The 15,633-nt window shown below is 42.5% G+C and carries 19 protein-coding genes; 9 read left to right on the plus strand and 10 right to left on the minus strand.

What is annotated here, in order from left to right:
* The first annotated feature begins 8 nt into the window (after nucleotides 1-8).
* The gene (locus AC2A4J_RS16680; protein ID WP_484176820.1) at nucleotides 9-959 is read left to right on the plus strand and encodes a LysR family transcriptional regulator; all 951 of its coding nucleotides are present in this window, start codon (nucleotides 9-11) and stop codon (nucleotides 957-959) included.
* Nucleotides 960-984: 25 nt separating this feature from the next.
* Entirely contained in the window at nucleotides 985-1,374 is a 390-nt protein-coding gene (gene gloA2 / locus AC2A4J_RS16685) for an SMU1112c/YaeR family gloxylase I-like metalloprotein (RefSeq protein WP_484176821.1), read from the plus strand.
* Between the two features lie 103 nt (nucleotides 1,375-1,477).
* Here the strand turns inward: gloA2 and AC2A4J_RS16690 are convergent, their stop codons facing one another.
* Nucleotides 1,478-2,101 (minus strand): peroxiredoxin, encoded by a 624-nt coding sequence (locus tag AC2A4J_RS16690; RefSeq protein WP_255825928.1) that lies wholly within the window; start codon nucleotides 2,099-2,101, stop codon nucleotides 1,478-1,480.
* A gap of 87 nt (nucleotides 2,102-2,188) precedes the next feature.
* Nucleotides 2,189-2,521 (minus strand): Grx4 family monothiol glutaredoxin, encoded by a 333-nt coding sequence (gene grxD, locus AC2A4J_RS16695; protein WP_072841300.1) that lies wholly within the window; start codon nucleotides 2,519-2,521, stop codon nucleotides 2,189-2,191.
* Between the two features lie 242 nt (nucleotides 2,522-2,763).
* On the opposite strand from grxD, the gene argF reads away from it, so the two are divergent.
* Together argF and AC2A4J_RS16705 are read left to right on the plus strand one after the other, a co-directional pair.
* Nucleotides 2,764-3,669 (plus strand): ornithine carbamoyltransferase, encoded by a 906-nt coding sequence (gene argF, locus AC2A4J_RS16700; protein WP_255825933.1) that lies wholly within the window; start codon nucleotides 2,764-2,766, stop codon nucleotides 3,667-3,669.
* Nucleotides 3,670-3,827: 158 nt separating this feature from the next.
* Complete coding sequence (locus tag AC2A4J_RS16705; RefSeq protein WP_304941363.1) at nucleotides 3,828-4,754, plus strand: LysR family transcriptional regulator; 927 nt, start codon at nucleotides 3,828-3,830, stop codon at nucleotides 4,752-4,754.
* A gap of 226 nt (nucleotides 4,755-4,980) precedes the next feature.
* On the opposite strand, the gene AC2A4J_RS16710 is transcribed toward AC2A4J_RS16705, so the two are convergent.
* From AC2A4J_RS16710 to AC2A4J_RS16735, 6 genes are all read right to left on the minus strand, one after another.
* Nucleotides 4,981-6,417: an ATP-binding protein gene (locus tag AC2A4J_RS16710; RefSeq protein ID WP_484176822.1), complete on the minus strand. Its 1,437-nt coding sequence runs from the start codon at nucleotides 6,415-6,417 to the stop codon at nucleotides 4,981-4,983.
* A gap of 83 nt (nucleotides 6,418-6,500) precedes the next feature.
* On the minus strand, nucleotides 6,501-7,220 hold the full coding sequence (locus AC2A4J_RS16715) for a winged helix-turn-helix domain-containing protein (RefSeq protein WP_255825937.1): 720 nt from the start codon (nucleotides 7,218-7,220) through the stop codon (nucleotides 6,501-6,503).
* 71 nt (nucleotides 7,221-7,291) lie between these two features.
* Complete coding sequence (locus AC2A4J_RS16720) at nucleotides 7,292-7,747, minus strand: DUF1499 domain-containing protein (protein ID WP_484176823.1); 456 nt, start codon at nucleotides 7,745-7,747, stop codon at nucleotides 7,292-7,294.
* A gap of 29 nt (nucleotides 7,748-7,776) precedes the next feature.
* A complete protein-coding gene (gene rluB / locus AC2A4J_RS16725) occupies nucleotides 7,777-8,679 on the minus strand; it encodes a 23S rRNA pseudouridine(2605) synthase RluB (RefSeq protein ID WP_255825941.1) in 903 nt (300 codons plus the stop codon).
* 115 nt (nucleotides 8,680-8,794) lie between these two features.
* A complete protein-coding gene (locus tag AC2A4J_RS16730) occupies nucleotides 8,795-9,415 on the minus strand; it encodes an L-threonylcarbamoyladenylate synthase (protein WP_255825943.1) in 621 nt (206 codons plus the stop codon).
* A gap of 71 nt (nucleotides 9,416-9,486) precedes the next feature.
* Nucleotides 9,487-10,338, minus strand: coding sequence for a PHP domain-containing protein (locus AC2A4J_RS16735; protein WP_484176824.1), 852 nt, complete (start codon nucleotides 10,336-10,338; stop codon nucleotides 9,487-9,489).
* Between the two features lie 83 nt (nucleotides 10,339-10,421).
* On the opposite strand from AC2A4J_RS16735, the gene AC2A4J_RS16740 reads away from it, so the two are divergent.
* The gene (locus AC2A4J_RS16740; protein WP_114410359.1) at nucleotides 10,422-10,958 is read left to right on the plus strand and encodes a septation protein A; all 537 of its coding nucleotides are present in this window, start codon (nucleotides 10,422-10,424) and stop codon (nucleotides 10,956-10,958) included.
* A gap of 2 nt (nucleotides 10,959-10,960) precedes the next feature.
* A complete protein-coding gene (locus tag AC2A4J_RS16745; protein WP_114410360.1) occupies nucleotides 10,961-11,266 on the plus strand; it encodes a YciI family protein in 306 nt (101 codons plus the stop codon).
* 72 nt (nucleotides 11,267-11,338) lie between these two features.
* Here the strand turns inward: AC2A4J_RS16745 and AC2A4J_RS16750 are convergent, their stop codons facing one another.
* Nucleotides 11,339-11,620, minus strand: coding sequence for an Rdx family protein (locus tag AC2A4J_RS16750; RefSeq protein ID WP_114410361.1), 282 nt, complete (start codon nucleotides 11,618-11,620; stop codon nucleotides 11,339-11,341).
* Nucleotides 11,621-11,711: 91 nt separating this feature from the next.
* Here AC2A4J_RS16750 and AC2A4J_RS16755 point away from each other — a divergent pair, with 91 nt between their 5' ends.
* Entirely contained in the window at nucleotides 11,712-12,263 is a 552-nt protein-coding gene (locus tag AC2A4J_RS16755; RefSeq protein WP_114410362.1) for a peptidylprolyl isomerase, read from the plus strand.
* Nucleotides 12,253-14,256 carry a bifunctional tRNA (5-methylaminomethyl-2-thiouridine)(34)-methyltransferase MnmC2/FAD-dependent 5-carboxymethylaminomethyl-2-thiouridine(34) oxidoreductase MnmC1 gene (gene mnmC / locus AC2A4J_RS16760; protein WP_484176825.1) on the plus strand — a complete coding sequence of 668 codons (2,004 nt, stop codon included), beginning with the start codon at nucleotides 12,253-12,255 and terminating at the stop codon, nucleotides 14,254-14,256. Before AC2A4J_RS16755 ends, mnmC begins: the two co-directional genes overlap by 11 nt.
* A gap of 68 nt (nucleotides 14,257-14,324) precedes the next feature.
* Here mnmC and AC2A4J_RS16765 read toward each other — a convergent pair whose 3' ends face one another.
* Nucleotides 14,325-14,654 carry a hypothetical protein gene (locus AC2A4J_RS16765; protein ID WP_255825955.1) on the minus strand — a complete coding sequence of 110 codons (330 nt, stop codon included), beginning with the start codon at nucleotides 14,652-14,654 and terminating at the stop codon, nucleotides 14,325-14,327.
* Nucleotides 14,655-14,770: 116 nt separating this feature from the next.
* On the opposite strand from AC2A4J_RS16765, the gene cysE reads away from it, so the two are divergent.
* Nucleotides 14,771-15,586, plus strand: a complete 816-nt coding sequence (cysE, locus tag AC2A4J_RS16770) for a serine O-acetyltransferase (RefSeq protein ID WP_255829302.1) — start codon at nucleotides 14,771-14,773, stop codon at nucleotides 15,584-15,586.
* Nucleotides 15,587-15,633: the final 47 nt, after the last annotated feature.

Here is a 15,633-nt window from a genome sequence, read left to right on the forward strand (position 1 = left end):
TAAAAAGTATGAATATTAATAAAATAGACCTTAATCTGCTTATTTATCTCGACGTTTTGCTACGAGAATGCAACGTCACGCGTTCTGCTAATCAACTAAACATTACTCAGCCTGCGATGAGCAATGGCTTAAAGCGGCTTAGAGACTTGTTGAGCGACCCCCTTCTCGTTCGTACTAGTGAAGGTATGAAACCAACGGAAAAAGCCTTACGTCTGCAGCCGATCGTACGTAAAGTTCTATTAGAGCTAGAAGAGGCCCTGCAGCCAGAAGCAGACTTCAACGAAAGTATTAGTACGCGTGTATTTCGTATTATGGCAAGTGATTATGCCGCCTCAACGGTTATTCCACGATTACTCAACCGTCTGCGGGAATTTGCACCAGGCATTACACTCGACATAATGACACCGAGCGATGTTACTTTTCATGATGTTGAAGCTGGCAAAATAGATATGGCGATTAACCGCTTCGAAGAGCTGCCTCAGTCATTCCATCAAAAAAGCGTCTGGTTCGATACTTTTGTCTGCATGATGAGTTCAAAAAACCCGATCAAAGATCATTTTGATATTGATGCTTACTTGCAAGCCCAACATATTTGGGTCAGTAAAACAGGCTTCGGAGTCGGCGTTGGAATGGATCCAAACGATGTACAGAAATTAGGCTGGGTTGATGAAGCATTACAAGCCATTGATCACAAAAGAAGTATTCGTGTATTCACAAGAAGCTACCATACAGCGATGCACTTGGCGCTTGAGCAAGACCTTATCGCCACCCTTCCTAAAAAAGTTGCCATGGTGAATAGAAAAAATCCCGACCTAGTGATTTTAGAACCACCTTTCGATATTCCACAAATCGAACTAAAAATGATCTGGAGCCCACTTCTTCATCACGATGCCAGTCATATATGGTTTAGAAGACAAGTCATTGCTGTCGCGAACGAGCTAAAGGCACAAGCTAAATAATAAGAGCCATAAGAAGACAAATCCTATGTTCAATGTTTCTCATGTTCACCACGTCGCTATTATTTGCTCTGACTATTCAGTTTCAAAACGCTTTTATCATGAAATTCTAGGATTTCAGATTATCAAAGAAACCTACCGCGAAGCACGACAGTCTTATAAATTAGACCTTGCTATTAATGAGCATCAACAGATTGAGCTTTTCTCATTTCCATCACCACCAGCACGCCCTTCTTACCCTGAAGCACAAGGTTTGAGGCATCTAGCCTTTGCGGTGGAAAATATAGAAAGCTGTATTGAACACCTAAACCAACACGGTGTAATCACAGAAGACATCAGATTAGATGAGCTAACCGGTAAGCGCTTTGCCTTTTTTGCAGATCCAGACGACTTACCTCTTGAGCTTAACGAACTATAAAGCCAAATCCTATACACCATAATTTAAGTACAGGAATTTAAATCAAAAAAAACACCCACTATTTTTCAATAGTGGGTGTTTTTCTTGCTATAAAACAAACGTCTTATAGAGACTTAGAATTTTCAGCAAGGTAAGACGCAACACCTTCAGGTGAAGTGTTCATGCCTTTGTCGCCTTTGTTCCAGCCTGCTGGACAAACTTGACCATTTTCTTCGAAGAACTGAAGCGCATCAACAACACGAACCAATTCATCCATGTTACGGCCGATAGGCTCATCGTTTACTACTTGTGAACGAACGATACCTTTTTGGTCAATAACAAAAGACGCTCGCATCGCAACACCAGCTGGGTAGTAAGAATCACCACCTTCAGACTCAATGCCATATGCTTTAGCAATTGCGTGGTCCATATCTGCTGCTAGCGTGTATTCAACTGCTCCGATACCGCCTTGATCAACAGGCGTGTTACGCCACGCATTGTGTGTAAAGTGAGAATCGATTGATACACCAATAACTTCCACGCCCATTTCACGGAATTTATCCATGCGGTGAGACATAGCAATAATTTCTGAAGGGCATACGAATGTGAAATCTAGAGGATAGAAGAACACGATTGCGTATTTGCCCTTAATTGTTTCAGCAAGGTTGAAAGAATCAACGATTTGGCCATCAGCCAATACGGCTGGAACTGTAAAATCTGGGGCTTTTTTACCAACTAAAATAGACATCTTTAACGTCTCCTTTTATTGCTTAATGTTTATAGGCTAATGTTTAACTCAATAATGCCACTTACTACTGTAAGCAACACAAAAAACTTACTCTTCTGAAGAGGAACCAACTGCTTCGTTGATCAAGGTCTGTAGTTCACCGTTTGCAGCCATTTCAACGATAATATCGCAACCACCAACTAGCTCACCTTTTACCCAAAGCTGCGGAAATGTTGGCCAGTTAGCAAACTTTGGCAACTCAGCACGGATATCAGGATTATCTAGTATATTTACAAACGCAAAGCGCTCGCCACAGGACATTAGCGCTTGTACTGCCTGAGATGAAAACCCGCACTGCGGAGCGCGAGGGTTGCCTTTCATATATAGCAAAATATCATTACTGCTAATCTGCTCTTTAATTGTTTCGATTGTATTACTCATACTAAAAACCTCGCTCTGCGACTGTCAATTTGCAAGGACAAATCAATTATTAATGCCCTTACTAAATTCAAGTCTATTAAAATCATTAAACTTGCATCAGTTTATTGGGTCTCGTGGTGTATTTACAACCCCAAAAAGAAGCTTTCCTTTCGACTTTCTATTGTTATTTAGCCTTTACTCGTCTACCTGAGTGTATTAAATTGGTCGATTCCCTTTTTTCAAGACATACAAGGAGTCCTAGCGTGTCGCCTAGACATTTTCTTACTCTGAAGGATCTATCTTCTGACGAGTTAAAACAGTTACTTCTACGAGCTTCTGAGCTTAAGAAAATCCATCACGAAGGCACTCTATTTCAACCGCTGAAAAATCGAGTTTTAGCGATGATATTTGAAAAGTCATCGACGCGAACTCGGGTTTCATTTGAAGCTGGGATGGCTCAATTTGGCGGCCACGCATTGTTTCTTTCATCTCGTGATACTCAATTAGGACGCGGTGAACCTGTTGAAGACAGTGCTCGTGTTATTTCTAGCATGGTCGATGCGGTAATGATTAGAACCTTTGATCACGAAACCGTCGAAACCTTTGCTAAATACTCGTCCGTTCCAGTTATCAATGCGTTAACAGACGATTATCACCCATGCCAACTGCTGGCTGATATGCAAACCTATCAGGAACATCGCGGTTCTATCGAAGGTAAAAAGGTTGTTTGGGTTGGCGATGGTAACAACATGTGCAACTCTTATATAAACGCAGCTGCTATGCTCGACTTCCATCTAGTCATTGCTTGTCCTGTAGGCTATGAACCCAACGCTGACCTGGTTGCAGAACATGCCGATAGAGTCTCAGTACTTCATGACGCTCATGAAGCTGCCAAAGGCGCTGATCTTATTGTTACTGACGTGTTTGCCTCAATGGGCCAAGAAGACGAGCAAGAACAGCGTCTAAAAGACTTCGATGGATTCCAAGTAAACAGCGAACTAATGGCGAAAGCCAATCCTGATGCTTTGTTTATGCACTGCTTGCCCGCTCACCGAGGTGAAGAAGTGTCTGCGGACGTAATAGACCGCCCAGATAGTGTTGTCTGGGACGAAGCAGAAAACCGTTTGCACGCACAAAAAGCACTACTTGAATTTTTGCTTTGCCACTAACACAATACCAAGGCTCGTAAGGATTAAGCTTCCCTACGAGCCTTTTTATATCCAAGCATTGAGCTTCTAAACGTTGACTCTTAAGTATGGGGCTTTTAAAAATGGTCCTCTTAACTATAAGACTCTTAAATATGGGTAAGCATCAACAGTGAAGTACTATGAGCATTATTGAAGTTAGGCATTTAAAAACACTGACCGCCCTCAGAGAAACTGGCAGCTTAGTCGAAGCCGCTGAACGAGTTCACTTAACACAATCCGCTTTGTCGCATCAGCTCAAAGATCTAGAAGAGAAACTCGGTTGCCCACTTTTCATCCGAAAAACAAAACCCGTCCGCTTTACCAGTGCAGGATTGCGTTTATTGCAGCTTGCCGATGATGTGTTACTTTCATTTCGCTCTGCTCAGCGCGACATACAACGTTTTGCTGAAGGTGAAAGTGGACGCTTGCACATAGCTATCGAATGCCACAGTTGCTATGAGTGGCTTATGCCGACAATCGACCACTTCCGCGAACATTGGCCTGATGTCGAACTCGACCTGTCTACCGCTTTTGGATTCATGCCATTACCAGCTCTTGCTCGAGGTGATTTGGATTTGGTTGTGACATCCGATCCACAAGACATTCCGAATATTGAATACATTCCATTGTTTCAATATGAATCTCAGGTCGCCTTGTCTCGACATCATGCTTTGGCAAAAAAAGATTTTCTAACACCTGAAGATTTTGAGAAAGAAACACTCATTACCTATCCGGTAGAAATAGAAAGACTGGATATTTTTAAACATTTCCTAAATCCTGCCGATGTGTCGCCAGCTAAAATTCGTCACAGTGAATTAACATTGATGATGATGCAGTTAGTGGCAAGTGGGCGGGGGGTATGCTGCTTACCAAACTGGGCCTTAACAGAATACACAAATCGACAATACGTCATTACTAAGTCGCTGGGCGAAGAAGGGGTGTGGTGCAAACTCTACCTGGCCATCAGGAAGGATCAGCGCGAGAACGCCTATATGGAAGACCTGATTTCTACCGCATCAAAAACCTGCTTTAAAAATCTAAAAGGTATTCTAGCGCCAGAACTTTAAAAACATCACTCAAAACCAACTTTCAAACGATTTCACGAGCGAAGCCTAGACGAGGCAAAAATAGACGAAAAAGTGAGTGACGACATGGATGTAGTTATTAGGGCGACGCAGGAAGCCAGAGCCGAATTTATGGGTTATAAATGAGCCCTTTTTGCTAAATCCATGAATAAGCGAGTCTATTTTTAACAAAGTATTGGCAAGCGCAGTAATCGTTACAGGTGCAGCATCAGGACAGAGAGTTCTGATGCTGATTACGAGACCAAATCAAACTGAACTTAGCTCCGCCAGATTCACTGGCATCGATCAATACTGCACCACCATGCCAAAAAGCAATTCGCTGCACGATCGCCAACCCTAATCCATAGCCACCAGAAGCACGTGTACGACTGTTATCTAATCGCTGAAAAGGTATAAAAACCTTATCCCTATCTTCAAATGCGATGCCTGGCCCATCATCTTCAATATCTAACTGCCAACGCTCTTCATCATGAGAAAAAGTAATAACAATTTTACCAGCAGCGTACTTTGAGGCATTTAAAATAAGGTTCTGCAATGCTCGACTCAAATGATGCTCATCAGCTAAAACTAGATCAGTTTCATTAATATTCACCTCAACATTGAGATGCTGAAGCAATAAATGATTATGTTTTAATATATCGCCAACTAACTGAGAAATAGACAGTTCTTTGAAGTTAAGAGCCAATGAGCCCTCCTCTAACTTTCCATAAGTTAGCACTTCATCAACCAGTGTATTCAACTCCTCAACATCCCCTTCAAGTGCTTCAATCGTTTTAGCCACATCATCGTCAACTTCATCTTTCATCACTTCTAAACCAAAGCGTAAACGAGCAATGGGCGTTCTTAACTCATGAGAGATAGCATTAATCATTTCGCGCTGTACTTTTAATAGCCGCTGAATATGCGAAGACATGGAATCAAATGAATACGCTAACTCTTTCAGCGTGCCACTGCTATCAGGAATCTCTTTCGGTAAACCACTGCGACCACGAGCAATTTGACGAGTAATGCTTTCGAATGTTTTGCGTTTAAAGTCCAATGAGATTAGCTCGCGCCAAATTAGCAGTAACATAATGGCAATGCCGGCACCGACAACAATGACCACAATTAAAGTCAAGGACACATTATCATCATGAACAACAGACAAATAAACGGGATTATTGGCTCCCTCATCCTTCCAGACAAAGCCATATTCACTATAGGCACCACTCACAAGAGCAACGGCTGTTAGTGGGCTAGAAACCGTGTAGGAAACATCCTCCACAGAAAGGCAAGACATACTTTTTAGCAAGGTAACTTTATCATGGTAGGAGACGTCATTTGCTAACAAAAACTGCCTTAACAACGACTCTATTTTAAACAGAGGGCTACCCTGATCAGCATGCCCAATAAGAACAGGCTCATCGTTTTTACCGAATGTAATTTGATATTTGTTATTGGGGAGCTTAAGCCATTTCTTATCGGCGATAAGAGAAGAAATGGACTCGATAGAAAGTGGACCTGAAGACTCAGAAGCCCAATTAAATTGGGAGTCGGAGAGATTTTTTTTAATACCTGAAAGGAGTATCGCAGAACTAATTTCAGCATCAACGCAAAGTAATTGTTCAGCTTTTGATGTACCAAACCGAATTTGGGTGAATTCCATGACGATGTAACAACACACCACAATAACGACACCCCCAAAAATAAGGTGTCGATATAACCGCCACATTTCAGCCCGCATTCTATTTATACTTCTTTTACAAATAGATACCCTTTACTTCGTATAGTCTTTATACGACGGGGATGAATAGGATCATCACCAATTTTTGAACGTATACGAGAAATTCTAACATCAACCGAGCGATCTTGACCGTCGTATTCGATACCACGCAACTCACCAAAAATCTCTTCTCGGCTCAAGATGCGGCCGGCATTACTCGACAGCAACCATAACAAATCAAATTCCGCACTGGTTAATTCGATCTCTTCCTCGCTCAACCATGCTTCACGGCGAGAATTATCAATCGTCAAAGGACCAAAAACTAAATTCTGCTCTTCTTTAGAAACATCAATCGTCAGATCTACATCTTGTGTGCTGCGACGAAGTAAAGATTGAACCCGAGCTAACAAAACTCTAGGTTTGGCAGGTTTAGACACATAATCATCGGCACCGATTTCTAACCCTAATATTTGATCAACATCGTCACTTCGAGCGGTTAACATCAAAATAGGACCTTTGTAGTCATTACGGACGCTGCGGCATACCGTAAAACCATCTGCCCCTGGCAGCATAAGATCCAAAATAACCAAAGCAGGTTGTTCATCAACAATACGAGAAATCGCTTTGCGCCCATCAGGTTCGATCCCAACAGTAAAGCCATTTTTCTGCAGGTACTCTTGAGTAAGTAACGCCAAACGCTCATCGTCTTCAACAATCAAAATGCTTCTGTTGTCATCTATGCTCATGGGCAATCCTCGTCCAGTTGTTATTGTTTCAGTATTAAAAAATCAAGCGCTATAAATCAACTCTTTTAAAATCAATCTACTAGAAGACTTTGAATTTGTCTAACTCTCTCGCGGTTAGTACCAAAATCAGAATAACCAACTCGGGAAGCAGAACGTACATGCACCACACTGTCGGCAGCTGGTAGATAAAACTCAACATCATCAATATAGCCAACCAGAGGACTTATCACTTCAAAGTGAACATAGCCCAATGTGCTGCTAACCAGATGAGCGTTACCATTGTTTAGAATAAAAGACTCAATCAACAACTGAGTCTTCATACGGTCGCCAGTGTAGACGATTGTTTCCGCGTAGTGTTCCACATCCTCTGGAGATGCTTGTGTAGAAACACAGTTCGGTGAAGAAGGACAAGGCATCAACTCACCATCCGTTAGTCCAAGTCCCTCAGGCAATTTATTACTTATATTGACGTATACAAAGAAACCTACGAACAAGACAACAATCAATGCAACTATCCAGCGAACCATGCTTCTACAACTCCTAAGCAATTTTTATCTTAACGAAATGATCTTTTACCTGGTTTTTTGGGTTTAAACTCAGGCTTGTCATTGCTCTGCCAATCAAAGCCTTTTGGTGGCGCACGACGAGCGCCGCCAGCCGTCGCTTTGTTTTTATGACGCTTTAATTCCAATTTCTCTTGCTGCGTCTTTGGTGTCAACTCTGACAGTTTCAGATCAACCATGGCACATAAAGAGTTAACATCTTTGTCTTCCATCTCGACCCAACGGCCAACTTTTGCTTTTGACGGCAAGAAGACAGGACCAAAGCGAACACGTTTAAGACGATTCACTTTTACGCCTTGAGACTCCCAAAGACGACGAACTTCACGGTTACGACCTTCCATCAAGCAAACATAGAACCAACGGTTAATACCTTCACCACCGCCATCAACAATGTCGGTAAACTTGGCAACACCATCATCTAAAATAACGCCTTTTTTCAAGGTAGCCAGATTTTCATCAGTAACTTCACCCATCACGCGGACAAGATACTCGCGATCTATTTCGGTTGAAGGGTGCATTAATCGATTTGCCAACTCACCATCTGTGGTGAAAAGCAGCAAACCGGAAGTATTAATATCCAAACGGCCAACGGCAATCCAACGCTCTCCGCGCAATTTTGGCAGTTTATCAAACACAGTCGGTCGACCTTCTGGGTCTTTACGAGTACAGACTTCACCTTCTGGTTTGTTATAAATAATAACCCGGCGATTTTCACCGGCTTCGGTAGCAATAATAGAATAACCATCTATTGTGATCGTATCTTTAACGCTAACGCGGTCGCCTAATGTAGCAACTTCACCATTAACCAATACACGACCTTCACGAATACGGGTTTCCATTTCACGACGTGAACCTTGACCCGCTCTTGCTAATACTTTTTGTAACTTCTCGTCCATTACGAACCTCTTAGAGGGAATGCTTCTCAGCAACCCAGTTTTAGTAATATTAATTAATCATTTTACACATTATAAGCCACACGGCATGGGCCTTGACAGCTGAATATTAAAGATTTTACAGAAAGGGAGCAGGATCACCTGCACCAACACGTACAACTTCAATACTATCTGCATCCATTTTTACTACCGTTGTTGGCTGCAGCCCACAAAACCCGCCATCAATGACTAAATCTAGCGCATGTTCCAACGTATCGCGAATATCATACGGATCTGTCATTGGGTCCGTTTCTCCAGGCAAAATAAGAGAAACGCTCATAATTGGTTCACCCAATTCTTCTAATAACGCAGACACTATGTTGTTATTCGGAACACGAATACCAATTGTCTTTCTTTTAGGGTGTAATAATCGTCTAGGTACTTCCGATGTGGCATTAAATATAAAAGTGTAGGGGCCAGGCGTATTATTTTTCAACAACCGATACAAACGATTATCAAATCGTGCGTAGGTTGATATTTCAGACAAATCACGACACACCAAGGTAAAATTATGCTTATCATCCAAACGACGAATAGCACGAATTCTATCTAACGCTTCTTTATCGCCCAAATGACAGCCAAGCGAATACCCACAGTCTGTTGGATACGCAATAACGCCACCATTACGAATCACTTCCGCTGCCTGTTTTACTAAACGCGCTTGCGGGTTTTCTGGGTGTATCTGAAAAAATTGACTCAACCTGTTCTCCACTGAAAAATATATAATCGATAACTCATAACCAACTCAATAGTCCTAATGAATAATCAGCACTACGGCCAAGCTCGCCACACTAAATCCACCTCACTTTCATGTATTTGGGTAAACTTACCAACCTGCATCCACGGACCAAAGGGTCCATGATAATCACTTCCTACAGAGGCTTTTAAATCAAACTCTCGGGATAAGCGTTCAAGCAAACGAACACTATCAGGGCGTTCATTTCCTGAAACGACTTCAAGCCCGGTTCCACCCCATTTTTTAAAATCACCCAATAAACGTTTTAATTTGGTGACAGTTAAAGGGTAGCGCTTAGGATGAGCTAAAACCAGCTCAACTCCCTGACCTGAAAGAGCCACTAAAACATCTTCTAGTTCCGGCCAAACATCACGCAACTGGCCTAACTTTTTATTACCAAGGTAACGATCAAACGCTTTATTAGTATCTTTTACAAAACCCTTTTCTACCAACAAAGTGGCAAAATGTGGTCGCCCAAGCTGACTCTCTCCCGCCAAAGCAACCGCTTCATCATATAAATCAGGTAGCCCCTGTTTAACCAATAAGTCGGCTATCCGTCTGGCTCGGTCAAGACGAATCGCCTGATTTTCATTCACAATAGACAGCAAGGCTATGTTATCTAAGGAAAAATCCAAAGCAACCATGTGCAAAGGAATACCATTCCATTGCGTTGACAACTCGACACCATGAATAAAACTAAGTCCATGTTCAGAAGCTCGCTGACTCGCCTCTGCAATGCCATCTAATGTGTCATGATCAGTAAGAGCAAACAAGGAAACGCCCTGCTCAACGGCAAGATCGACAAGTTCCGTTGGCGATAAACGACCATCTGAACGCGTAGAGTGTGTATGTAAATCGACTTTTCGATAACTTGCTGCTTCAGGCATAGATTGGCTGTTCTTTAAAAGGAATGGTGGTTATCATAAGTCCAGCATACATACATTTAAGTATACATTCACTGGATTTTTATATGAAAATACTGTTCGACTTCCTTCCTATTGTTATCTTCTTCGTTGTTTATAAAATGACAGGCAATATCATTTTAGCAACAGCTATCTTGATCCCCGCCACCATACTTCAAGTGGGTTTCACTTGGTTCAAAAACAGAACAGTAGAAAAGATGCACTTGGTTTCTCTGGCATTAGTTGTACTGCTAGGTGGAGCAACAGTTCTACTTGGAGACGGTGATTTTATTAAATGGAAGCCAACAATTGTAAATGGTTTGTTTGCGATTGCATTTTTAGGCAGTCAATTCATTGGTGATAAAAACATTATTCAACGTATGATGGGTGATAAATTAGATTTACCTTTCAAGGTATGGCGAACATTAAACCTTGCATGGGTTGGCTTTTTCATTATATCTGGTGTCACCAATTTATATGTCGCGTTTTCATATAGCGAAGAAATTTGGGTAGATTTTAAATTGTTCGGTTTATTAGGAATGACCATTGTATTTATCATACTACAAGGCATTTATTTATCATCGCATTTGCAAAATAAGGAATAACAATGCTGTACTCAATTATTGGTGAAGATGTAGCAAACAGCCTTAGCGCTCGCATGCAGGCTCGCCCTGCTCACTTAGCTCGATTGGAGGCCCTACAAAATGAGGGTCGCTTAGTATTAGCTGGACCAAATCCAGCCATCGACTCAGAAAATCCAGGCGATGCGGGCTTTAGTGGCAGTGTTGTTATTGCTGAGTTTGCCAGCCTTGAAGAAGCGAAATCTTGGGCAGACGCAGACCCTTACGTAGCCGCTGGCGTTTATGAAAATGTGACTGTTAAGCCGTTCAAGCAAGTTTTTCCGAACGCCTAAAAGAAACACCCGCCAACCCTTCCCTTGAAGCTTTTAGCCCCTCCCTCTGCTAAGAGGGAGGCTGGGAGGGCGTTATTTCTTCACATCCGAATGCCCAAGATCTCGTTCAGGGTCAATCACATCCCGCATTCTCTGCTTTAGTACTTTCGCTTCTGGAAAACCGTCTTCTTTTTTACGGCACCAAATTTCTTCTCCATTCACCCTAACTTTAAAGATCCCACCTTGGGTTGGTACCAATGTGACGCTCTTGATATCGTCATCAAAGGTTGTCAGTAGCTCTTGGGATAACCATGCCGCACGCAACATCCAACGACATAAGGTACAATATTCAATTTCTACGGCTGCAGTTCGCATTCGCTTTTTCTCCAAAATTTTCACTCGACGTCTTGGAACGTCAAGACATACCCAATACTATTGCCCATACATTAAATTAGGAAGTAGCACTATGCGTAAATATCTTATCACTGGTCTGGCTTTATTCACCCTTTGCTCCCAAGTAAACGCCACCGAAGTGGATATTGTAACAAATCAAGGTTCGATTAGAGTTGATCTAAATGATGAAGCCGCACCAAAATCTGTTGCTAACTTTCTTCGTTACGCTGATGAAGGTTTCTATAACGACACGATTTTTCATCGCGTTATTCGTGGTTTTATGGTTCAGGGCGGTGGCTTTACGAAAGACCTAGAACGAAAAACAACCCATCAAGCCGTTGCCTATGAAGGTGACAATGGCTTGGCTAATAATCGTGGCACACTTGCCATGGCGCGTACACAAGATCCGAACAGCGCCACATCGCAGTTCTTTATCAATCAAGTTGATAACACCTTTTTGAATGACGGTGCCCGCGGTGCGGCCGGCTACACTGTTTTTGGCAAGGTCATTTCGGGAATGGATATCGTTGATGCCATCTCTGCTGTACCAACCTCTACAGTTGGTCCCTACCAAAATGTCCCAAAGACACCAGTTATTATCGAGAGCATCACGCGTGTTAACTAGTTACCAGTTAGAATCTCCTGCATTAAGTTGGGGTGAGGATGGCGCACCTCACTCCAACCAGTTTGACGATGTTTATTTTGACAAAGAGTCAGGACTGGAAGAAACACGCCACGTTTTTTTAAAAAACAATCAGTTAAGCGAACGCTGGGCATCACTTCAAAAAAACGCCTTCGTGATTGCTGAAACAGGCTTTGGTACAGGGCTAAATTTTTTATGTGCATGGCAGGCTTTTTTAGTCGAAGCGGGCAGCGATAAACAGTTGCACTTCATCTCGGTCGAAAAATATCCCATGACCAAAAGCATGCTGACTGACGCATTAAAAATGTGGCCATCTATAAGCCATTTTAGTCAGCAACTAATCGATGCCTACCCAGAAGTGTGTCATGGCTTCCATCGCATTGAATTAGAACAAGGGCGAATCCAATTAACGCTTTGGTTTGGGGAAGCTGAAAACGGTTTCGCGGCGCTTGATGCAGACGTCGATGCTTGGTTTTTAGATGGTTTTGCACCAAGTAAAAACCCTGAAATGTGGTCTGATAACCTATTTCACCATATCCATCGCCTTAGCCACCAAGGCACGACCTGCTCAACCTTTACCGCAGCAGGTATTGTACGTAGAGGGTTACAAAGCGTTGGCTTTGACGTGCGCAAAGTAAAAGGCTTTGGCCAGAAAAGAGAAATGACCGTTGGCGTTCTAAACACCACAACAGCCCCATTGACTGAACGCATGTCTCAGGGACAATCTTGGTTCAACCTTCGCCAAGATGACACTCAAGACATCACTAAGGTATTGGTCGTGGGTGCTGGACTAGCAGGTGCCAATACAGCTTACGCTCTTGCTAAACAAGGCATACAAGTCGAGGTATGGGAACAAGGTGACTGTATTGCTGGCGGCGCGTCAGGTAACCCTCAAGGAATGCTTTACCCTAAATTGGCTGCGCAGGACACACCCGTAAATCGTTTTTATCTATCCGCTTATCTACATGCGACTCGCTTATATTCCAGCCTAGATACAAACAAACAATTCTGGGACGCCTGCGGATTAATACAAATACCGAAGCACGATAAAGAAGCCGAACGCTTTCAAAAGTTGCTCAATGAAAAGCTATACCCTGAAACTATTTTGCAAGCCTCAAAAGACAGAGAAGGCAGTTTACTCTTACCGCTATCTGGCTGGGTCGTTCTGACAGAGCTTTGCAAGACTCTTTTGTCTCATGACAATATTAAGGTTTGCTTAAACACTAAGCTTGAAGACCTTTCTGCCATCAAGACAAATGATCAAACTATTGGCTGGCAGGCTCGATCTGCCGATCTTAAAACTGACTTCTCTCATGTAGTGCTTTGTACAGCCAATGACACCAAAGCCTTAGACATGACACCAAATATGCCAGACTACCCGATTCGGGGGCAAGTCTCGTTTATTGATATAGAAAAAGCCAAGTCAGCGTGCGAAGCCATGGGAGAATCTGCCGATAAAATAAATTTCGACAAAGTACTTTGTGAGTTTGGCTATGTTTCCCCGTCAATAAATGGCTTGCTGCATTTTGGCTCCACTTACGATCTAAAAGATCAAGATGGCCAAGTAAGAGAAGAAGGACACAAACGAAACTTAGCTATTTTGGAAAGCCTGCTTTTATTACCAAAAGAGACTTTTAATAGTGAAGACTGCGGAGGACGAGTATCTTTTAGATGTGCCGTACCAGATTACACACCAATTGTTGGCCCTGTTCAATCGGAAGACATCTATCAGCAAGCTTACTCAAGCCTAACCAAGAACGCTAAATGGCAAAGCAATAACATTGCCGAGCCGATAAAGCAGCTCTATATCAATATTGGACATGGATCGAGAGGACTTATTTCAACACCATTAAGCGGCAGTTATATCGCCAGCTTAATTACGGGAACTCCTTCTCCTTTAGAACAACAAGTAAGCCATAGACTGCACCCAAGCCGTTTTATCATTCGCGACCTAAGACGAAGCCAAAGCCTTTAACATGGCACACTTTATTCACTGCATTGCTCATGAAAACGCAATGCAGTGATGCATGCCACACTATTTCCTTATGACTCAAACAACTCACAAGCACTTGGAATGAGCTCAACGAATCGATTAGAAGTTTGAGGACGGAATACATATCGATTAAGTTCTGGCAATAAAGCTCGTAACTTATCACTCAGTTGAAGCAAACTTGGATTAATTGGCTCATAAGGATAAACGTGATCCTGTAGGCTCAATTTATGCAATTCATCAAGTTCATCCTGCAATATGCCCTTCATCGCAAAAAAGCGATCTTTCTGATTAATATCATTGGTTTCCCAATAAGCATCGGAAAACGCAGTATTTAATTCATAAAAGATATGCAATGCATCAGCAACATTTTTTTTAGACATATTATCTCCATCTTTTTGAGCAATCTTCACATTGCCCCTTGTAATGTTTAACCCTAACCTTATAACCTACATTCTAAACGTGAATCGATATAGGTGAATACCCCTTGAGTACAACAATGCGTCATGCCGTGACTTCTGACAATTTATGGTCATCCTTACAGATGGAAGCAGAAAAGCTTGCCCAAGATGAACCTATTTTAGCCAGTTATTTCAACACCACTATTTTGCGCCATGAATCATTGTGTTCTGCTTTAAGCTTTTTACTCGCTAGTAAGCTAGACAGCATATCAATTCCCGCTATGGTATTACGAGAAGTATTCGAAGAAGCCATGGCAGATACTCACTCTGGCATTGTCAGATGCATCGAGCAAGATATTTTAGCGATAAAAGAAAGAGATGCCGCTTGCGACACTCTTACAACGCCTTTGCTATTTTTTAAAGGCTTCCACGCCTTGCAAACTCATCGAGTAGCAAACTGGCTATGGAAAAACAACCGAAAAAGTTTAGCTTTGTACCTTCAGGGACAAATGTCCATGGTGTTTAGTGTTGATATCCACCCTGCGGCAACAATCGGCTGCGGTGTCATGTTAGACCATGCCACAGGCCTTGTGGTTGGCGAAACCTGTGTTATTGAAGACAACGTATCTATTTTGCAATCGGTCACTCTAGGCGGTACAGGTAAAGAGCACGGGGATCGTCACCCTAAGATTCGCACTGGTGTATTAATTGGCGCCGGTGCAAAAATCCTTGGCAACATTGAAATTGGCGAAGGGGCAAAAATTGGTGCAGGTAGCGTGGTGTTAGAAGCCGTAGAACATCACACTACAGTCGCTGGCGTTCCAGCAAAAGTAGTTGGTCGTAACATGGGAGAAGACCCATCAAGAGCCATGGATCACAATATCAATCATTGTGTTCGAGAGTGCACTGAATAGCGAAACAGCAAAAGGACTTTTACACGACGTTACAGTAGTCGTGCGCA

It is taken from the genome of Marinomonas sp. ATLA20 (assembly GCF_057180105.1).